Raw genomic sequence first — 19,023 nt, 5'->3', positions numbered from 1 at the left:
TTTTAATTTGAAATCACATTTAATGGAATACTTATCTATTAAAGAATATGATTTAGATGGATTCCTTGCAAATGCAAAGATGAATTTGGCAAATTCACATCCTGGAGATGCTTTGAATGATGTTTCGGATTTTTATACTGAAATAGTTGGAGATCGGCATGTAGCTGATTTAGCTGCTTGGCATATCACAAGCAAGGACTACATCGCTGATACTTTAAAACTTCAGCAGAGATTTTCTAGAGATTTGGTTTTAGATTTTGGAGGGGGAATTGGAACGCATGCCTTAGCTAATGCTATGTCTTCAAAAGTTGAGCATGTTTTTTTTGTAGATATTAATGAGACAAATAGAAACTTTGTTGAATACAGGGCAAAGAAATTAGGAGTCGAAAAAAAACTTACTTTTTGCAAGACAATTCAAGATACACAAATATCTAAATTTGATTCGATAGTTTGCCTTGATGTTTTGGAACATCTTGCTGATCCAGCTTCACAAATTGAGATTTTCAATGAGTTTATGGATTCTAATTCTATTGCTTTATTTAATTGGTATTTTTTCAAAGGAGAAAAAAATGAATATCCGTTTCATATCGACGACATTCAAATTGTTGAAAAATTTTTTGAGACTCTTCAATCAAATTTTTTAGAAGTATTTCATCCTATTCTTATAACTACAAGAGCTTATAAGAAAATTAGATAACTATATTAACTCTTTTTCTATTTCTTAAATTTCTTTTAATGCTTTCGAAACTTACTGTTCCTTCTTTGAGCGCAAAAAGGGTGTCATCTTTACCTTTCCCAACATTATTTCCGGGAAGGAATGAGGTACCTCTTTGACGAATTAAAATTGATCCGGCAGTTACTTTTTCTCCTCCATAAGCTTTAACACCCAATCTTTTGGAATTTGAATCTCTTCCGTTTCTAGTAGAACCTGTTCCTTTTTTATGTGCCATTAGAAGTGTTTAATTTGTAGATTTTTCTGATTTTGGTTTAGTCTCTTTTTTGACAGTTTCCTTTTTAGAAGCAGACTTGGGAGCGCTTTTACCAATTGTTATAGATTTTACCATAACTCTTGTAAGTTCTTGTCTGTGACCCATCTTTCTTCTTGTCTTTTTTTTTGGACGCATCTTGTATACAAGAATTTTCTTATCTCTTCTATGAGAGACTACTTCTAATTCAATTTTTGCATCTTTAACGTAAGGTTTGCCAACAGTAATAGAATCTTTGTCTTTTAAAAGTAAAACTTTTTCAAGTGTTATCTTGTCTTTCTCTTTTGCATTTAACCTGTCTATGTCATAGTATCTATCAACTTCGAACCAAAATTGTTGGCCTGAAGTTTCTGCTATTGCATACAATTCATTACTTTTAGAAGAATTGTCAGAGGAGTTTTTAGAATTTGTCATATCTTAAAGACGCTAATAGGCTCAAATTAAAAATTTGATTAAGCCCAATAAGCAATCATAATAGTTTGTTTATTTTCTTATTTTGTAGTGTAATAAGTCAAGGGTTGTTTTAAATCTTTTATATCAATTCAGGAACTATAACGATGGCAGCAAGGAAAACATATATTTTAAAACTCTATGTTGCTGGAAATACTCCTAATTCGATGAGAGCTTTAAATACCTTAAGAGAAATTTTAGATAATGAATTCAAAGGAGTTTATGCTTTGAAGGTTATCGATGTACTTAAGCAACCACAACTTGCAGAAGAAGATAAAATTTTAGCCACTCCAACGTTAGCTAAAATTTTACCTCCACCAGTTAGAAAAATAATAGGTGATCTTTCAGATAGAGAGAAAGTTTTAATTGGTTTAGATCTACTTTTTGATGAATTAACTGAAACTGAATATAGTGGAGATAAGTAATATATATAAAACTTTTAAAATTAAAAATAAAATTCAAAATTTATCTTATTTTTGTTTAACTAGCACAGAACTATGAATGATAAGAAATTTGGCAAATCAAATAAAATGCAAGTACAAAAATTACCAACTGGAATAGAAGGTTTTGATGATGTTTGTAGGGGTGGGTTGCCTGTATCTCGAAGTACACTCGTTAGTGGCACCTCAGGAACTGGTAAAACTGTTTTTTCTCTGCAATATTTACACCATGGAATTTGTAATTTTGATGAGGCTGGAATCTTTGTGACATTTGAGGAATCACCTTTAGATATTATTAGAAATGCCGCAAGTTTTGGTTGGGATTTACAAGAATTAATTGATCAAAATAAACTTTTTATTTTGGATGCTTCTCCTGATCCTGATGGTCAGGATGTTGCAGGAAACTTTGACTTGTCTGGTCTTATTGAGAGAATTAGTTATGCAATTAGAAAATATAAAGCTAAAAGAGTTGCAATAGATTCAATAACTGCGGTCTTTCAACAGTATGATGCTATTTACGTTGTTAGAAGAGAGATATTTAGATTGATAGCAAGATTAAAAGAAATAGGTGTGACAACAGTTATGACTACAGAAAGGGTGGATGATTACGGACCAATTGCTAGATATGGAGTAGAAGAATTTGTATCAGATAATGTTGTCTTATTAAGAAATGTGCTTGAGTCAGAGAAGAGAAGAAGAACTCTAGAAGTTTTGAAGTTAAGGGGTACTGTCCATATGAAAGGTGAATATCCATTTACTATGGGAATGGATGGAATAAGTGTGTTTGCCCTAGGAGCAATGAGATTAACTCAGAGATCCTCAAATATTAGGATTAGCTCTGGAGTTAAAGATCTTGATGATATGTGCGGTGGAGGATATTTTCAAGATTCCATCATTCTCGCTACTGGAGCTACTGGTACAGGCAAAACAATGCTTGTATCAAAATTTGTTGAAGATGCTTATAACAATAATGAAAGAGCAATACTTTTTGCATATGAAGAATCCAGAGCTCAATTACTTAGGAATGCGACTAGCTGGGGAATAGATTTTGAAAAAATGGAAAGTGATGGTTTATTGAAAATTATATGTGCATATCCTGAGTCAACTGGTTTAGAAGATCACTTACAAATTATAAAAACGCAAATTAATCAATTTAAACCAAAAAGAATGGCAATTGATTCTCTCTCTGCATTAGCCAGAGGTGTAAGTTTGAATGCATTTAGACAATTTGTAATTGCTGTTACTGGTTATACAAAACAAGAGGAGATAGCAGGCTTTTTTACTAATACTGCAGAAGAATTTATGGGTAGTCATTCTATAACTGATTCACATATCTCAACTATTACAGATACCATATTGTTGCTTCAATATGTAGAAATAAAAGGTGAGATGGCACGAGCATTAAATGTCTTTAAAATGCGTGGATCATGGCATGATAAAAGAATAAGAGAATTTATCATTACAAATAGTGGCCCAGAAATAAAAGATTCTTTTTCTAATTTCGAACAAATATTTAGTGGTGCTCCTCACCGAGTTGTCCCTGATCAAAATGTCCAAAATGTTTTTAAAGGATTAGATAATAATTAGATAATTTCTTTAATTTCAGAACCTGAAAAAGAATCTGAATTATTAATAGCTTTTGTCAATAGTTCATCTTTATCAGATTGTGCTAAGGCTAAATCAAACCAGAAGGTTGTTCCTACTCCTAATTCACTAGCCATACGAATCTCGCCACCGTGTTTTTCAATTATCCCCCGCACTATAGATAAACCTAAACCGGTGCCTTGCTCAGTATGAACAGAATTCTCTACTCTATAAAAACGATCAAATATCTTTTCTTGATCAGCCTGCGATATTCCTGAGCCAGTATCAGCAATCTCAATTCTCACTTTTGGGAGTGGTGAAACTAATTCACATTGAGGGGCTCCATCATTTTTAATACTTGGAGGGAAAGCTGGACAGGAATCTGGCCAAGTATAAGCTCGTATAATAAGAGAGCTGTTTTTAGGACTGAATTTTAATCCATTACCCAGCAAATTATCAAAAACCTGTAGAAGCAAATCAAAATTTCCAAGAATTGGAGGAATAGTTTCCTCTATATCATGAGCTAATGAAACATTTTTTTCTGTAGCATTAAGTCTATAATTTCTAAGGGTTTGTTCTATTGCTGGTTTTATGTCCATTTGCTCAAGCTGAATAATTTTCCCAGACTCCAATCTTGATAAATCTAATACATCATTTACAAGTCTTGTTAACCTATCAGTCTCTGAATTAGCAATGCCCAAAAATTCTATTTGTTCTTCATCAGAAAGCTGATCTTTCAAATCATGTAAGGTCTCTACGTAACTTTTGATATTAAAAAGCGGTGTCCTTAATTCGTGCGAAACATTACTAATAAATCTATTTTGTGCAGCATTAAGTTCAACTTCTCTTGTTAAATCTTGGATAGTTACAGCAATACCTTTTAATTCAACTTTATTTGTATCTAAAACTGATTGCAAGACAATTCTCAAGGTTCTTGCGGGTTCTCCTAAACTAAATCTTAAATCGTCCTTCTCCTTTTCTCTGTTTAAAATAGACTCTATATTCGTATGCAAGTCGTTAGATAAAATCTCGGGGATTTCATTTAAAAAATGTTTACCCTCTAATAATCTTCCTTCCCAACGAAATAATCTCTTTGCTGTTGGATTAGTAAGTACAATTTTTCCTTGTGAATCCAATAATATGGCACCGTCAGCCATTGTAGCTATAAGAGATTGCTGTTTGATTTGTGCCGCTTTTAATTCTTCTATATTAGCTTCGTCATAATTTTCTAACTGTGTGGCCATTCGGTTAAATCCATTTAAGAGTTCTCCTAGATCACCTGTCATAGGTAAAGAAATTCTAGACTTGAAATTTCCTCTTGAAATTTCTCTGACACCTCTTACTAACTCTCTTACTGGTCTTGTTATTGTTAATGCATTAAATACAGCTCCAAGTATTACTAAAACCCAAATAGAGATAAAAACTGCAATGGTTACTTCTCTAGTTAAGGCAGCACTGGCTAATGCTTTTTTATTAGGGGTGACTCCCAAAGCTAAAGTTCCAAGATATTTGCCTTTCCATAACATAGGGACAAATACATCTGTTACTTGACCTTGCGGCGTCGCATGTTGCCTAACTAAAGGGAATTGTGGTCTCTTCTTTAATTCTGAAGGGAGTTTTAATTTTCGAGTAAGTTGATACTGACTGTCTGAGCTTGTCGGTGTTGCACTGATCGGTATCCCAAGTTGAACAATATCCTCAGCATCAGTAAAAAATATATAGCGCAAGTTTCGACTTGATCTCCAAAACTTTTCAGCAACATTTGAAATTTCTTTTTTTTGGTTATTAGCAACTAATTCTGTAACATTCCCAGATAACAATAAGCCAAGGTCTCTAGCGTATCTAGTATCATTCATTCCTGCATCTCTTTGAATGCTATTTAACGCAAAAAAAGTTATTCCTGTCATTAGCAGACTTACTACAAGAGTTGCTATTGCTAACAACTTTGTTCTTAAACTGAACCCGCTCCACCAAGCTAGGATTCCATTAATCCAATAGTTACTATTCAAATCTTCAATATCATTGATGTTATATTTTCTACTTTCTCGATTATTGGTATCGACCATAAAATTAATTCTCCCAAGAAAAGTTTTTTCTGACTTGATGGCCTATGTCATTTCTGAAGTAAATACCATCAAAATGAATTTCTTTTAAATTTTTATATGCTTTTTCAAAAACCATATCAAAATCTTTATCTTGACAGACAATACTTAAAACTCTCCCCCCATTAGTTAATAACTTGCCATTTTTACTTAAAGAAGTACCGGAGTCGAAGATTTGACAATCATCAGAGTCGATCTTACCAATTTTTATTTGAAAGCCGGTTTTATATTCTTGCGGATAACCTTTGGAGGTCGCTATTACACAACCACTAACCTTATCAGAAGTATTGATTTTTTCATGACCAGTCAAATTTCCCATTGAGCATTTTTCTAAAAGAAATACAAAATTTTGATCCATCAACGGCATTATTGTTTGGCATTCTGGATCACCAAATCTACAATTATATTCTATAACTTTGGGTCCGGATTTTGTGATCATTAACCCAAAATAAATTACGCCTTTATAATCAATATTTCTTTTATTAAGTTCATTTATTGTCGGTTCAATTATCTCTTTAATAATTCTATCAAGGTAATCTTCTGTTATTAGTGGCGCCGGAGAATAAGCTCCCATACCGCCTGTATTTGGTCCTTTATCTTTCTCGTTAAGTCGTTTGTGATCTTGGGCGGTTGGAAGTAATGTATATCGCTCACCATCGCATAAAGCAAAAACTGAAACTTCTGGTCCTTGAATTTTTTCTTCTAGGACAACTATACTCCCAGATTTGCCAAATCTACCATTAAAAATTGACTCTGCGGCTTTAAAGCATTCATCTTTTGAATTTGGAATAAAAACACCTTTACCTGAAGCTAGACCATCAGCTTTTACTACCAGTGGAATTGATGATAAATTGATAATTTTTTTTGCTTCTTCCAGAGAATTGACTTTCCAAAAGTTTGCAGTTGGAATATTTGCTTCTTGCATAAATTCCTTAGCCCAAGATTTGCTGAATTCTAATTTTGCTCCATCTTTATTAGGACCAAATACTTTAAAATCCCTTTTGCGAAGAAAATCAGCTAATCCATTTGCCAGAGGTATTTCTGGTCCGATTACTACTAAATCTATCTTGAGAAAATCAAGCTTTTCTACAAGTAGATTTTTATTATTTATATCAATTTCTATTCTTTTACATTTACTAATTCTTTCTGAACCAGCGTTACCAGGTATTAAATAAACTTTTTTAACTAATTTATTTTTTTGAATAGCCCAAGCTAGAGAGTTTTCTCTTCCCCCATTCCCAATTATTAAGATATTTTCTAACCTATTAAAGCTTCTTGATCTTGGTAAATGATTTCCCATATTTGTTATTTTAATGTTAGAAGGTTTCGATGGATAATCAGTTAAAATGAAATAAAATCACTTGAAATTGATCTCTAATAATTATGTTAATTACAAAAAAGTACTTTAGTAATCATAATGAGGTTTTAAATTAATGAACAATAAATTTGAGTTGATTTATGAAGGCAAGGCAAAAAAAGTATTTGCTCATCATGATGTAGATAAAGTAAAAATTGAATTTAAAGATGATGCTACAGCTTTTAATGCGTTGAAAAAAGAAAAATTTGAAGGTAAAGGCAAACTTAATTGCCTAATTAGTGCAAGAATTTTTGAGATTCTGATTAAGAAGAATATTCCAACTCATTTTATTGAACTTGAAAATGAAATTACAATGATTGCAAAAAAAATAAAAGTAATTCCATTAGAAATTGTCCTAAGAAATACTGCTTATGGTTCTTTGTGTAGACAAACGACTATTAAACCTGGAACTTTCTTACCAAAACCATTAATTGATATCTATCTTAAAAATGATGAACTTAATGATCCCCTTATTACAAAAGATAGAATTGAATTAATGAACATATTAAGCTCTGATGATTTAGAGTTAATAATAAATCTAACTTTAAAAATTAACGAAATCCTGAAAAGTTTTTTTAAAAATATTCAACTTCAACTTGTGGATTTTAAGTTGGAGTTTGGTTATGATTTTAGAAATAACATTCTTCTAGGGGATGAAATAAGTCCTGATAATTGTAGATTGTGGGATCTAAAGCCAAAAACTGATACAATTGTAAGTCTAGACAAAGATAGATTTAGGAATGATTTAGGTGGTCTTATTGAGGCTTATAGTGAAATTCACAGAAGAATAAATGATTTTCTTGAACCTTATTGAATAAATAATGATTTATTTACCTTAAACAAAAGTACTATGCAAAAGCATTTTTTAAAATTTGGAAAGGTTTTCACAAATGTTGCCTGCGCACCCTTTATTTTGATATCAAATAATTCAGAACTGGCTGCAAAGTATTTTTCAAATGAAGTTGATCAATCAATAACAACCTTAGAAATTTCAAATATTAAAAATAATTTATTTCAAGGGATTGATATCAAAAAAGAGGAGAAATTTCTACTTGCAGAAAATAATGAAGGCATTAATAAAGAAAGTGTTCTTATCTCAGAAATAATTATCGAAGGTTGGGAAAATCATCCTGAGGGTAGAAAACTTGAATTGGCTGCATATGATTCTATGAGCATAAAGCCTGGAAGTATCGTTGATAATCGAATTTTAAATCAAGACCTCAATGCCATATATGCTAGTGGGTGGTTTTCAGGAGTTAAAATAAAGCCTCAAGATGGGCCACTAGGCGTGAGATTAATAGTAAATGTGGTGCCTAACCCAATTTTGAAGAAAGTTGAACTTAAACCAATGAACTCTGTATTCTCCAATGAATACGTAGATGATATTTTTAATAATTATTATGGGACAACTCTTAACTTAAATGAACTTCAAAATAAGATAGAAATAATAAAAAAACGTTATGAAGAAAAGGGTTATTCACTAGCTAGAATAACTGGCCCCGATAGAATTTCTGATAACGGAGTAGTAACATTAAAAGTTTCTGAGGGCATCGTATCGGACATAAAATTAAGATTCCCTGGTTCTGATGGTGAATTTGTTATTGATGGGAAACCTAGGAAAGGGAAAACAAAAGACTGGGTAATAAAGAGAGAATTAAAAACAAAACCTGGTTCAATATTTAATAGGAAAATTTTAGAAGCTGATATCAGTAGACTCTATGCCACATCATTATTTGACGATGTAAAGGTTTCTATTGGTCCTGATAATTTAAATCCTGGTCAAGTCATAATTTTTTTAGACTTGAGCGAGCAAAGAACAGGATCATTAACAGGTGGACTTGGTTATAGTAATAGTTCAGGGATCTTCGCCTCAATTGGTTTACAGGAAACAAATGCACTAGGAAGAGCATGGTCTACAAATTTAAATCTAAATTTTGGTGAATATTCAACTACATATAATTTTTCATTAACTGATCCATGGATTAAAGGAGATAAACATAAAACATCTTTTAGAACAAATATTTTTTTAAGTAGAGATTATCCACAAGAATTCATAAGCGAAAACAATGGGCGCATATACGCGGTAAATGATACTACTACTTCAACCTCTGATACTTTTTCATCAATAGTTTTAGAAAAAACAGGAGGTGGATTTTCTTTCTCAAGGCCATTAAATGGTGGAGATCCATTTAAGGTCTCAAAATGGAGAGTTCTTGCAGGAATGAATTTTAAGAAAATAAAAATGATTGATGGAGATGGGAACGAAAAACCCTATGGTGACACAACTCCAACAACAGGAAATAGAAATGATATTATTTGTATTGGATTTACTCCAAATGATGGTTCATGTCCTGCAGAAAATACATTAGTAAGTGTTATAGCGAGTACTTCCAGAAGTAATTTGAACAATTCTGTTAACCCAACTTCAGGAAATAAATTTAGCTTTGGTTCCGAACAATTTTTTTCAATGGGGCAAGATTCTCCAACTTTTAATAGAATGAAAGCCTCATATTCATTTTTTATCCCAACAAAATTAATAAATTTAACAAAGGCATGTAAATCTATCGATGCTTCGAGTGAAGACTGTCCTCAGGCCATTGGATTTCAATTTAAGGCGGGAACTATTCTTGGGGAATTGCCTCCTTACGAAGCATTTTGTATGGGAGGAACATCATCTGTTAGAGGTTGGGGATCTTGTGATTTGTCTGTAAGTAAAAGTTTTGTTGAGGGTACAGCAGAATATAGATTTCCTGTTTGGAGAATGTTATCGGGAGCTATATTCGTAGATGCAGGAAGTGATCTAGGCTCTCAAAAGGATGTTCCTGGAAAACCCGGTAAATTATTGCAGAAATCAGGTTCTGGTTTTTCCCTAGGAGGGGGAATTGGTGTTAAAACACCAATAGGTCCATTAAGATTAGATGTTGCTAGCAAGGACTTAAGTGGGGATTGGAGATATACACTTGGAGTTGGATGGAAGTTTTAAGTGTTTTCTTGGCCTGCTAATTATGATTCTTGCTATACCTTGGCTGGTGTTATCTCTAGAGAGGGTGTAGGCCTGCACAGTGGTGAAAAAACAAGCGTTACAATTTCTTCCTATGAGAAAGAAGGATATTATGTCTCTTTTAAAGATAAACCTAATGAGATTTTTAAGTTAACTCAGGATTTAATTGGAAGTACGATGCTTTGTACGGCTGTAAAATTAGGGGGGAGAAATTTGTATACTATCGAACATTTATTATCTTCAATGGCAGGGTGTGGTTTAAGTTATATTCATATTGAGGTTGATGGGAAAGAGATTCCTCTTTTAGATGGATCGGCAATTCAGTGGGTTAGAGATTTTGAAGAAGTAGGGATTAAAAAAGCACCTAGACCAGATAATTTTTTTCGAGAGATTAATAAATCAATAATTTTAAATAAAGAAGGCTCAGTGATAGCTGCAACTCCTGCTGAAAAAACTACAATTATATCCACTATAAGTTTTGCCTACAAAGCAATCGGAAATCAAACTTTTGTGATTGATTTAAATCCAAAAAATTTTGTCGAAATGATTGCTCCTGCCAGAACATTTGGCTTTAAAGATCAATTTCAAGAGTTAAGTGAACTTGGATTAATTAAAGGCGGGAGTTTGGAAAATGCCCTTGTTTGTGACGGTGATAAATGGGTTAATCCACCATTAAGATTTGATAATGAACCAATAAGACATAAAATTTTAGACCTAATTGGGGACTTGGCTTTGGTAGGGTTACCTAAGGCACAAATTTTAGTTTATAAAGGATCACATTCTTTAAATGCTTTATTGGCCTCATCGCTAAAAAATTAACTTTATCTTTTAATTGTTTTGGAAAAGAACTTAACAAGTGAAAATAATCAACTTTCTTCTGAGCAGATACTAGGTTTGTTACCTCATAGATATCCTTTTGCTCTTGTGGACAAAGTTATAGAGCATATTCCGGGGGAAAGAGCGGTTGCAGTAAAAAATGTAACTATAAATGAGCCTCAATTTCAGGGACATTTTCCTGAGAGACCCTTAATGCCTGGGGTTCTTATTGTTGAATCAATGGCTCAAGTTGGTGGAATAATTGTAACGCAAATGCCCAATCTTCCTAAAGGTCTTTTCGTCTTTGCTGGAATCAATAATGTTAAATTCAGAAAACCAGTTGTGCCTGGAGATCAATTGATAATTTCTTGTGAGTTATTGTCTATTAAAAGACAAAGATTTGGGAAGGTTAAAGGAGAGGTGCATGTTGATGGGAAGTTGGTTTGTGCTGGAGAATTAATGTTTTCATTAGTTGATTAGTTATATGGATAATAAAAATAGTGAATTAAACATAAGCTTTAGTGGTGTAAAAGTGCACCCAAATGCTTTTGTTGATCCAAGTGCCGAATTACATGATGGCGTTATTATCTCTCAAGGAGCTATCGTCGGGCCTAATGTAATTATCGGAAAAGGAACCGAAATAGGACCGAATGCTGTTATTTCAGGAAGAACTCAAATTGGTAAAAACAATAAAGTTTTCCCGAGTGTTTTTATAGGTCTTGATCCCCAAGACCTTAAATATAAAGGAGCCCCTACTGAAGTAATTATCGGAGATAATAATACGTTCAGAGAATGTGTAACTATTAATAAAGCAACTGATGAAGGAGAAAAAACTATTATTGGCAATAATAATTTGTTGATGGCTTACACCCACATTGGCCATAATTGCGAACTTGGTAATAGGATAGTTTTATCAAATAGTGTCCAAGTTGCCGGCCACGTCAAGATTGAAGATAAAGCTATTATCGGTGGCTGTTTAGGTATTCATCAATTTGTCCATATTGGATATTTAGCAATGATTGGAGGAATGACTAGAGTAGATAGAGATGTACCTCCTTTTTGTTTGGCAGAAGGGCATCCAGGAAGATTGAGAGGTTTGAATAGGGTTGGAATTAAAAGAAGTGGTTTAATGGAAAACAAAGAATTTGACTTAAAATTACTTCAAAATACATGGAATCTACTTTTTAAATCTAATGATGTGATTTCAAATTCGTTAGAAAAAGTAATGACAGGAGAATTAGATATCTCATCTTCAAAACTATGTAATTTTTTAAAAGAGTCAATATCTAAAGAGCGACGAGGACCTATGCCTTTAGTGAATTTATGAATAAAAAGATATTTATAAGTACTGGTGAAGTTTCTGGTGATTTGCACGGAAGTTTGTTATCAAAAGCATTATTAGAGGAAGCCAAAACAAAATCTATAGATTTAGAAATTTGCGGTTTAGGTGGGGAAAGGATGAAGAAAGAAGGTGTAAAAATTCTTCAAGATACTACATCAATAAGTGCCATAGGGATTTGGGAGGCTTTACCTCTTATTATTCCAACAATAAGAATTCAAAAAAGGTTTTATAAATTACTGAAGAAATATCCTCCAGATTGCTTAATTCTGATTGACTATATGGGGCCCAATATAAACATTGGAACTAAATTAAAAAGATCGAAGACTAATATTCCAATTTATTACTATATTGCTCCTCAAGAGTGGGCTTGGAGAGTTGGCAATAATACTACAACAAATCTAATAAAATTTTCTGACAAAATTTTTGCGATTTTCAAGAAAGAGGCAGCATTTTATAAAAATCGGGGCGGAAATGTTTTGTGGGTTGGACATCCAATGATTGATTTCATAAAAAAACTTCCCCTAAAGAAAGACGCCAGAACTATTCTGAACCTTCGCCCAAATCAAAACATTCTACTTTTAATGCCCGCATCAAGACCTCAAGAATTACGATATGTACTACCTACTTTCATGAGGGCGGCTAAAAAATTACAACAAAAATATCCAAGTTTGATTATCTATATACCCTCCTGCCGGAGCTCTTTTGATGGAATTTTCAAAAAGGCTTTTAGAAAATATCAAGTCAAAGGACTTGTGATTTCTCAAAAGGATAGTGCAAAATTAAAGCCTTATATTTATTCGCTCACCAAAATCGCTCTTTGTAAATCTGGGACAGTAAACATGGAACTAGCTTTGTATGGAATCCCGCAGATTGTCGGTTATAGAGTGAGTAGGGTTACTGCTTTTATTGCTAAAAAAATTCTCAATTTCAAAGTAAGATTTATTTCCCCTGTAAATTTGTTAGTTAATAAATTAATAATTCCTGAGTTTGTACAGAGAGACTTTGACGAAGAGAAAATCTTCGACAAATCTTGTAGGATTCTGGAGGGGAAGTCAGAAAAAATAAAAATTAAAAAAGGTTATGCTTTTTTAAAAAAAGAATTAGGCGAAGAGGGCGTAGTTCAGAGAACTGCTAAAGAGATTATTAATTCTATTATTTAAACTTTATAATAAAAAAATGAAATATTTCTTACCTCTAGTAATTGCTCTTTCAATTTTTTTTAACCCTCTAAACACTTTGGCAGAGGAATTAATTCTTGCAGGAGGTTGTTTTTGGTGTTTAGAACATGATTTAGAGTCATTAAAAGGGGTAAGTTTTGTGCAAAGTGGCTATTCAGGTGGAGATTTACAAAATCCTACTTACGAAAATCATGAAGGACATCAGGAAGTGGTTTTGGTTAACTATGATTCCAATTTCGTGACTTTACCCGAGATACTTAGGCTCTATTTCAGAAATATTGATCCTTTGGACGCCAATGGTCAATTTTGTGATCGTGGAGATTCTTATAGGCCAGTGATCTTTTTCAAAGATAAAAGTGAGGAAAGTGATGCAAAAAATGCAATTGTTTCAGCATCTAATGAGTTACGGGTGCCATTAGAAAAAATATCTGTAGAACTAAAATCAAAAGGTCAATTTTGGTTGGCTGAAGAATATCATCAGGATTTTGCTGAGAGAAATGAATTAAAATATAAGTTCTATAGATTCTCATGTGGGAGAGATCAGAGGTTGGATAAATTATGGGGGGATAATGCTAGATCCACAAATCTTTGGGCTGAATGATTTTAAATATAATTATTTATTTTTAATCCATTGAACAAGAGTTTTAACTCCAAACCCGGTTGCGCCTGATGGATTAATCCCCTTATTCTTATCAGTCCAACAAGTCCCAGCAATATCAATATGAGCCCATTTAATCTCTTTATCAAAGAATTCCTCTAAAAACAAAGCAGCAGTTATTGAACCACCTGCTCTAGGACCTGTATTTTTCATATCAGCTATATGTGACTTTAAGCCTTCTTTATAAGATTTTTGCAGAGGCATTTGCCATAATTTTTCTCCAGCTTGGGCTGATGCAGCTTTTAGCTCATTAGCTAGACCTTCATTATTGCTCCAGAATCCAGCTACATCATTCCCTAATGCAACAACTATAGCTCCTGTTAAAGTGGCGAGATCTATTATTGAATCCGGTTTTAAATTGGATGCGTAAGTTAAAGCATCAGCTAACGTGAGTCTACCCTCTGCATCAGTGTTATTTATTTCAATTGTCTTACCATTAGATGCTTTAACTACATCTCCAGGATGTACTGCAGATCCATTTATCATGTTTTCGCAAGCTGCCACAATAAAATGTATTTCTAGTCCTTTTGGTTTTATTGCGCCAAGTGCTTTTGCTGCTCCTAAAACTGCAGCGCTTCCGCCCATATCATATTTCATCATCTCAATTTGAGAGGCTCCTACTTTCAGGTTGTATCCTCCAGAATCAAAGGTTAAACCCTTCCCAACAAGAGCAATCTTTTCTTTTATTGGACCCTTTGACTTCAAAGTAAGATGAATAAATTTAGGATCTAGATCAGAACCTTTTGCTACAGCTAAATATGCACCCATTCCTAAATCTTCACATTCTTTTGCCTCTAAAATTTTTACTTCCAAACCATGATCTTTAGCTATTTGAGAAGCTTGTATAGACATTTCCTGAGGTGTAAGACTATTTGGAGGCGCGGCTACAAGTTTTCTGGCAAGTTCTACTCCTTCACATATATTTTCTGTCTCTTCAAAGCTAGTATTCTCAAATTTCTTTAAATTCAAAAACTCTATTTCTTTAAGCACTATCTCTTCATCTTTTTTCTTGTTGAATCTATTGTCCTTATAAGCAGATAATCTTGCTGACTCTGCTAATTGATTAATTTCTAGTTGAGAATTTATTAATTCCCAAGGAAGCAAGATGCTGATTTTTTCATTTTTATCAACATTTTTTCTAATTAGATTTCCTATTGAGTTTTCCATATCACTTTTATTTAGGTCTTTTGATTTTCCAAGACCAACTATGAATAAAGTTTCTAATTTTTGACCTAGAAATTCAAAGCTTAGAGTTTTTCCTTTTTCTCCTTTGAATTTTTTTTGAGCAACTTTTTTTATTAATAATTTTGGGTCAACAACAAATTTTATGTTTTCAAGTTGGCTGGCAATTTCTTCCTCTAAAACTCCAAAAATTAATGAAGCACCTTGCCAGTTATCTAGATTTTTTTGGAATGTGGAAAATTGCATTTGTAAAATGGATTTAATTAACTTTTAGTAATTTGTGAAAGTAGTTGCCCACCTATCTCGGGTTTCTTTATTAAAAGGGGGTAACCATAAATATATCAGTTGCTGCTCTAATTTACGTCTTAATTTTACTTCTTTAGGTACATCTAAGAAGAAACGAATATCTTGGTGACTTGAGAGATTGTTATGGGCTAGGGCTTCTTTATAATTCATGATGTAATTTTTACAGTCATGTTCTCCCTTCCATCTTTTATTGGCTACGTTTGTTTCTCCTATATAAAGGATTATTTTAGAACTTTCCATCGAGTCAATTACAAAATACATTGCTGGACCATTGTGTATGTGTTTATTGGTTCTCCAAAAGTTCAATGATAATGGCTGCAGGGAAAACGGATCAATTTTTCTTTCATTGGGAATTATATTTATAGGAAGACTTGTTTGGTGCAAAGTTTTATTTTGAGCATCTTTTGAAATTTTAAATTGGTGATTATGTATCCTATTTCTCCATTCAGTAATGATTTCTCCTTCGATTTTTAAATTATTTGTTTGTTGAAAATTAATTGATGTATTTACATTTGAACCAAATAATTCAAATTGTCTATTTTGGTTTGAAGTATTATTTACGTTGAATTTTTCCAATATTTTTGAAACATGTCTACTAAATTTAATTCTGAAAAAATATAAATCAAAGAATTATTTATAAACTAAAATTTATTAATGTTCTAATCAATTTAGAAGATTCTTGTTATCTTGTAATTGAGCCTTAATCTTGCGAAGTAAAAAAATAAAAATGGGATTCTTTGAGTCAGACATCGTTCAAGAAGAAGCTAAAAAGCTTTTTACAGATTACCAAGAACTTATGAAACTTGGCTCTGATTATGGAAAATTTGACAGAGAAGGGAAAAAAATGTTTATAAAAAAAATGGAATCCCTTATGGATCGTTATAAGGTTTTTATGAAGAGATTTGAATTGTCTGAAGATTTTCAAGCCAAAATGACAGTAGAACAATTAAAGACACAGTTAAGTCAATTTGGGATTACTCCTGATCAAATGTTCGATCAGATGAATAAAACCTTAATAAGAATGAAGGATGAACTTGATAAAACTTCTTAAATTTAAATGTTAAAGCTTCATGTCAGATAATCTAATATTGCCATCATGGCTGTCAAGAGGAATAGAAGAATATTTCCCAATTAGGGGAACAGATCAAACCTTTTCGGAAATAATTGATCATGCGAAAAAAAATAATAAAAAATTAAGGGTTAAACTCGGGATCGATCCAACTGGAACAGATATTCATCTTGGGCACAGCATATTGTTTAAAAAACTTAGGGCATTCCAAGATAATGGACATACTGCAGTTTTAATTATTGGAGATTTTACTGCTCAAATTGGGGACCCAACAGGAAAAAACAAAACAAGAGTTCAGTTATCGGAAAAACAAGTTAAGGATAATGCAAAAACATACTTAACCCAACTAGGAATGGGTAAGCCAGCTAATGAATCTATTTTAGATTTTGATTCAAAAGATAGAATAGAAATTAGATATAACAGTGAATGGTTAAAAGGATTAAATCTCAATTCGATAATTGAATTAATGGGGAGTGCAACAGTTAGTCAAATGTTAGCTAAGGAGGAATTTAATAAAAGGTACACTTCGCAAGTCCCAATTGCTTTGCATGAATTCTTATATCCACTATTACAAGGTTACGATTCGGTAGTTGTGCAATCAGATATTGAGCTTGGAGGTACAGATCAGAAATTTAATATCGCAATAGGAAGAGATCTTCAAAGATATTTTAAACAAGACCCTCAATTTGGTGTTCTGCTGCCAATTTTGACAGGTTTAGATGGAATTAAGAAGATGAGTAAATCTGAATTTAACACCGTAGGTTTGACTGAAGATCCTCTCTCAATGTATTCAAAATTAGAAAAAGTACCCGACAATTTAATACCTACCTATTTTGAATTACTTACTGAATTAGATTTAAGTTTTCTTGAAAACTCAAATCCTCGTGAATCACAGAGAAGAATGGCTTTAGAAGTTACTACTTTATTCCATGGGGCCGAAGAAGCATTAAAGGCGCAATCAAACTGCGAAAAATTATTCCTTGGACACAAAGAAAAAGTTGGAGAAATTCCAGAGATTTCTTTAAAAGAAGTAGTTTTTCCAGTTAAGTTTTTTTACTTGTTAAGTGCTCTAAAACTTTTCAAATCTAGCAGTGAATCTAAAAGATCTATTAAAGGTGGTGGTGTAAAAATTGATAGTCAGAAATTAATAAATCCTGATTTAGTTTTTAATTCAAAAAATGATTTGGAAGGGAAAATTTTGCAAATTGGAAAAAAAATATTTAAGAGGTTTGAAAACTGAAAATTGATGAATAAAAGATTTAATTCAGAAGATAAAATAATATTGGCAATTGATGGATTAGATTTAAGTCAAGCAAAATTACTTTTGGAAAAATGTCCTAATATTAAGTGGGTGAAAGTTGGGCTAGAGCTTTTTGTTAGGGAAGGTCCAAGAGTTATTGAAATATTAAAAGGTTTAAATAAAAAAATTTTTTTAGACCTAAAATTTCATGATATTCCTAATACCATGCGTGCGGCATGTTTCCAAGTTTCAAAATTAGGGGTTGATATGATTTCTATTCATGCTTCAGCAGGACTAAAAGCTCTAAAGGATTCGAAGAAAGCATCTTTAGAAGGAGCCACCTCAGTTAGTGTTAAACCTCCATTTGTTGTAGGAATAACTGTTTTAACCAGCTTTTCGCTTAAAGATTTTCAAACTGATCTTGATAGAAATAATTCAATTGAAGAAAATGTATTGAGACTTGCAAAATTGTCTTTTAATGCCGGATTAGATGGATGTGTTTGTTCCCCTTGGGAAGTAAAAATGTTGAGATCTATTTATAAGGATAATTTCGAACTTATTACACCAGGCATCAGATTAAATAATGATAATAAAGATGATCAAAATAGAATTATGACTCCCCATAAAGCTTTAGATAATGGAGCTTCTAAGTTAGTCATTGGTAGATCAATATCAAAAGCTATAGATCCTAATAAAGCTCTAATAGAAATATTTAAATCTATTGATTCTGATTAATTTTGGATTCTTCCCCTTTAAGCAATCTTATTATGTTTGTTCTATGTTTCCAGATTACTAATAATGCCACAATTAAACTTATGAAAAAATATGAGTGCATAAATTTACCTAGGTAAAAAAACATAAAAATAGGAAGTAACATTGCAGCTGAAATACTGGATAAAGAAACAAATTTAGTTTTTGTTAGGACTATTAAAAAAATACCAAGAGATGCGAGTCCAACTTTCCAAGAAAGAGCTAAAAACATACCTAATCCAGTTGCAACAGCTTTCCCTCCTTTACCTCCAAGCCATATTGGCCAAATATGTCCTGAGATAGCTGATATTCCTGCTATAACTTCTATTAACCCTTGATCTGTGTAATATTGAGCAATTTTTACTGCAATAAGCCCTTTCCCAACATCAATGATAAATACAAAAAGTGCTGGCCATTTCCCAACATTTCTTAAGACATTTGTGGCACCTGTAGATCCAGAACCTATAGTTCTTAGATCTATATTCTTGAGATATTTTCCAATTAAAAAGCCTGTCGGAAGTGATCCTAAAAGATAACTTGTTAAAATTATTAAGATATTCAT

Annotated in this window: 20 protein-coding genes; 13 read left to right on the top strand and 7 right to left on the bottom strand. The window is 32.5% G+C overall.

Annotation, left to right across the window (positions count from 1 at the left end; translation table 11 throughout):
* Nucleotides 1-22: 22 nt before the first annotated feature.
* Complete coding sequence (locus EW14_RS07725) at nucleotides 23-697, top strand: bifunctional 2-polyprenyl-6-hydroxyphenol methylase/3-demethylubiquinol 3-O-methyltransferase UbiG (protein ID WP_081925769.1); 675 nt, start codon at nucleotides 23-25, stop codon at nucleotides 695-697.
* Here EW14_RS07725 and rpmA read toward each other — a convergent pair.
* Together rpmA and rplU are read right to left on the bottom strand one after the other, a co-directional pair.
* Nucleotides 690-950, bottom strand: coding sequence for a 50S ribosomal protein L27 (gene rpmA, locus EW14_RS07720; protein WP_025937540.1), 261 nt, complete (start codon nucleotides 948-950; stop codon nucleotides 690-692). The two genes, EW14_RS07725 and rpmA, sit on opposite strands and share 8 nt — an antisense overlap.
* Before the next feature lie 9 nt (nucleotides 951-959).
* The gene (gene rplU, locus EW14_RS07715) at nucleotides 960-1,400 is read right to left on the bottom strand and encodes a 50S ribosomal protein L21 (protein WP_042850897.1); all 441 of its coding nucleotides are present in this window, start codon (nucleotides 1,398-1,400) and stop codon (nucleotides 960-962) included.
* A gap of 143 nt (nucleotides 1,401-1,543) precedes the next feature.
* Between rplU and kaiB the strand changes: the two genes are divergently transcribed.
* Both kaiB and kaiC read left to right on the top strand, forming a co-directional pair.
* Nucleotides 1,544-1,861: a circadian clock protein KaiB gene (gene kaiB / locus EW14_RS07710; protein ID WP_025913788.1), complete on the top strand. Its 318-nt coding sequence runs from the start codon at nucleotides 1,544-1,546 to the stop codon at nucleotides 1,859-1,861.
* A 72-nt stretch (nucleotides 1,862-1,933) separates the two neighbouring features.
* Entirely contained in the window at nucleotides 1,934-3,463 is a 1,530-nt protein-coding gene (gene kaiC, locus EW14_RS07705; RefSeq protein ID WP_042850895.1) for a circadian clock protein KaiC, read from the top strand.
* On the opposite strand, the gene EW14_RS07700 is transcribed toward kaiC, so the two are convergent.
* Together EW14_RS07700 and purD are read right to left on the bottom strand one after the other, a co-directional pair.
* A complete protein-coding gene (locus tag EW14_RS07700; RefSeq protein WP_042850894.1) occupies nucleotides 3,460-5,526 on the bottom strand; it encodes an ATP-binding protein in 2,067 nt (688 codons plus the stop codon). The genes kaiC and EW14_RS07700 overlap by 4 nt on opposite strands.
* Nucleotides 5,527-5,530: 4 nt before the next feature.
* Nucleotides 5,531-6,862 carry a phosphoribosylamine--glycine ligase gene (gene purD, locus EW14_RS07695; protein WP_042850893.1) on the bottom strand — a complete coding sequence of 444 codons (1,332 nt, stop codon included), beginning with the start codon at nucleotides 6,860-6,862 and terminating at the stop codon, nucleotides 5,531-5,533.
* Nucleotides 6,863-6,995: 133 nt separating this feature from the next.
* Between purD and purC the strand changes: the two genes are divergently transcribed.
* The 7 genes from purC to msrA are packed head-to-tail and all read left to right on the top strand — an operon-like array spanning nucleotide 6,996 to nucleotide 13,857.
* A complete protein-coding gene (purC, locus tag EW14_RS07690; protein ID WP_042850892.1) occupies nucleotides 6,996-7,733 on the top strand; it encodes a phosphoribosylaminoimidazolesuccinocarboxamide synthase in 738 nt (245 codons plus the stop codon).
* A 36-nt stretch (nucleotides 7,734-7,769) separates the two neighbouring features.
* On the top strand, nucleotides 7,770-9,902 hold the full coding sequence (locus EW14_RS07685; RefSeq protein ID WP_042850891.1) for a BamA/TamA family outer membrane protein: 2,133 nt from the start codon (nucleotides 7,770-7,772) through the stop codon (nucleotides 9,900-9,902).
* Nucleotides 9,903-10,739 carry a UDP-3-O-acyl-N-acetylglucosamine deacetylase gene (gene lpxC / locus EW14_RS07680; protein WP_042850890.1) on the top strand — a complete coding sequence of 279 codons (837 nt, stop codon included), beginning with the start codon at nucleotides 9,903-9,905 and terminating at the stop codon, nucleotides 10,737-10,739.
* Nucleotides 10,740-10,757: 18 nt separating this feature from the next.
* Nucleotides 10,758-11,216 carry a 3-hydroxyacyl-ACP dehydratase FabZ gene (gene fabZ, locus EW14_RS07675; RefSeq protein ID WP_042850888.1) on the top strand — a complete coding sequence of 153 codons (459 nt, stop codon included), beginning with the start codon at nucleotides 10,758-10,760 and terminating at the stop codon, nucleotides 11,214-11,216.
* A gap of 4 nt (nucleotides 11,217-11,220) precedes the next feature.
* Nucleotides 11,221-12,063: an acyl-ACP--UDP-N-acetylglucosamine O-acyltransferase gene (lpxA, locus tag EW14_RS07670; protein ID WP_042850887.1), complete on the top strand. Its 843-nt coding sequence runs from the start codon at nucleotides 11,221-11,223 to the stop codon at nucleotides 12,061-12,063.
* The gene (gene lpxB / locus EW14_RS07665) at nucleotides 12,060-13,238 is read left to right on the top strand and encodes a lipid-A-disaccharide synthase (protein ID WP_042850886.1); all 1,179 of its coding nucleotides are present in this window, start codon (nucleotides 12,060-12,062) and stop codon (nucleotides 13,236-13,238) included. The genes lpxA and lpxB overlap by 4 nt, the downstream gene beginning before the upstream one ends.
* A gap of 16 nt (nucleotides 13,239-13,254) precedes the next feature.
* A complete protein-coding gene (gene msrA, locus EW14_RS07660; RefSeq protein ID WP_042850885.1) occupies nucleotides 13,255-13,857 on the top strand; it encodes a peptide-methionine (S)-S-oxide reductase MsrA in 603 nt (200 codons plus the stop codon).
* Between the two features lie 12 nt (nucleotides 13,858-13,869).
* On the opposite strand, the gene EW14_RS07655 is transcribed toward msrA, so the two are convergent.
* Nucleotides 13,870-15,342, bottom strand: coding sequence for a leucyl aminopeptidase (locus EW14_RS07655; RefSeq protein ID WP_042850884.1), 1,473 nt, complete (start codon nucleotides 15,340-15,342; stop codon nucleotides 13,870-13,872).
* Between the two features lie 24 nt (nucleotides 15,343-15,366).
* Entirely contained in the window at nucleotides 15,367-15,978 is a 612-nt protein-coding gene (locus EW14_RS07650; RefSeq protein WP_042850883.1) for a hypothetical protein, read from the bottom strand.
* A gap of 151 nt (nucleotides 15,979-16,129) precedes the next feature.
* On the opposite strand from EW14_RS07650, the gene EW14_RS07645 reads away from it, so the two are divergent.
* Genes EW14_RS07645 through pyrF form a run of 3 tightly spaced genes read left to right on the top strand, consistent with a single transcriptional unit; the run spans nucleotide 16,130 to nucleotide 18,446 of the window.
* On the top strand, nucleotides 16,130-16,453 hold the full coding sequence (locus EW14_RS07645; RefSeq protein ID WP_002807348.1) for a DUF1825 family protein: 324 nt from the start codon (nucleotides 16,130-16,132) through the stop codon (nucleotides 16,451-16,453).
* A gap of 19 nt (nucleotides 16,454-16,472) precedes the next feature.
* Complete coding sequence (gene tyrS / locus EW14_RS07640; protein ID WP_042850881.1) at nucleotides 16,473-17,711, top strand: tyrosine--tRNA ligase; 1,239 nt, start codon at nucleotides 16,473-16,475, stop codon at nucleotides 17,709-17,711.
* 6 nt (nucleotides 17,712-17,717) lie between these two features.
* The gene (gene pyrF, locus EW14_RS07635) at nucleotides 17,718-18,446 is read left to right on the top strand and encodes an orotidine-5'-phosphate decarboxylase (RefSeq protein WP_042850880.1); all 729 of its coding nucleotides are present in this window, start codon (nucleotides 17,718-17,720) and stop codon (nucleotides 18,444-18,446) included.
* On the opposite strand, the gene plsY is transcribed toward pyrF, so the two are convergent.
* On the bottom strand, nucleotides 18,430-19,023 hold the full coding sequence (gene plsY, locus EW14_RS07630) for a glycerol-3-phosphate 1-O-acyltransferase PlsY (RefSeq protein WP_042850879.1): 594 nt from the start codon (nucleotides 19,021-19,023) through the stop codon (nucleotides 18,430-18,432). The genes pyrF and plsY overlap by 17 nt on opposite strands.

The organism is Prochlorococcus sp. MIT 0604 (assembly GCF_000757845.1).
In the GTDB taxonomy this organism is placed as follows: Bacteria; Cyanobacteriota; Cyanobacteriia; order PCC-6307; family Cyanobiaceae; genus Prochlorococcus_A.
Note: the sequence above shows the minus strand (reverse complement) of the source record. Positions and strands in the feature narration are given on the sequence as shown.

What these genes read in the sequence shown, in the direction of transcription:
- rplU (WP_042850897.1), bottom strand. Translation starts at nt 1,400, where the DNA reads ATGACAAATTCTAAAAACTCCTCTGACAATTCTTCTAAAAGTAATGAA.
- lpxB (WP_042850886.1), top strand. Translation starts at nt 12,060, where the DNA reads ATGAATAAAAAGATATTTATAAGTACTGGTGAAGTTTCTGGTGATTTG.
- kaiB (WP_025913788.1), top strand. Translation starts at nt 1,544, where the DNA reads ATGGCAGCAAGGAAAACATATATTTTAAAACTCTATGTTGCTGGAAAT.
- EW14_RS07700 (WP_042850894.1), bottom strand. Translation starts at nt 5,526, where the DNA reads ATGGTCGATACCAATAATCGAGAAAGTAGAAAATATAACATCAATGAT.
- EW14_RS07655 (WP_042850884.1), bottom strand. Translation starts at nt 15,342, where the DNA reads ATGCAATTTTCCACATTCCAAAAAAATCTAGATAACTGGCAAGGTGCT.
- lpxA (WP_042850887.1), top strand. Translation starts at nt 11,221, where the DNA reads ATGGATAATAAAAATAGTGAATTAAACATAAGCTTTAGTGGTGTAAAA.
- kaiC (WP_042850895.1), top strand. Translation starts at nt 1,934, where the DNA reads ATGAATGATAAGAAATTTGGCAAATCAAATAAAATGCAAGTACAAAAA.
- tyrS (WP_042850881.1), top strand. Translation starts at nt 16,473, where the DNA reads ATGTCAGATAATCTAATATTGCCATCATGGCTGTCAAGAGGAATAGAA.
- pyrF (WP_042850880.1), top strand. Translation starts at nt 17,718, where the DNA reads ATGAATAAAAGATTTAATTCAGAAGATAAAATAATATTGGCAATTGAT.
- purD (WP_042850893.1), bottom strand. Translation starts at nt 6,862, where the DNA reads ATGGGAAATCATTTACCAAGATCAAGAAGCTTTAATAGGTTAGAAAAT.
- msrA (WP_042850885.1), top strand. Translation starts at nt 13,255, where the DNA reads ATGAAATATTTCTTACCTCTAGTAATTGCTCTTTCAATTTTTTTTAAC.
- plsY (WP_042850879.1), bottom strand. Translation starts at nt 19,023, where the DNA reads ATGAATATCTTAATAATTTTAACAAGTTATCTTTTAGGATCACTTCCG.
- EW14_RS07725 (WP_081925769.1), top strand. Translation starts at nt 23, where the DNA reads ATGGAATACTTATCTATTAAAGAATATGATTTAGATGGATTCCTTGCA.
- purC (WP_042850892.1), top strand. Translation starts at nt 6,996, where the DNA reads ATGAACAATAAATTTGAGTTGATTTATGAAGGCAAGGCAAAAAAAGTA.
- rpmA (WP_025937540.1), bottom strand. Translation starts at nt 950, where the DNA reads ATGGCACATAAAAAAGGAACAGGTTCTACTAGAAACGGAAGAGATTCA.
- EW14_RS07685 (WP_042850891.1), top strand. Translation starts at nt 7,770, where the DNA reads ATGCAAAAGCATTTTTTAAAATTTGGAAAGGTTTTCACAAATGTTGCC.
- EW14_RS07645 (WP_002807348.1), top strand. Translation starts at nt 16,130, where the DNA reads ATGGGATTCTTTGAGTCAGACATCGTTCAAGAAGAAGCTAAAAAGCTT.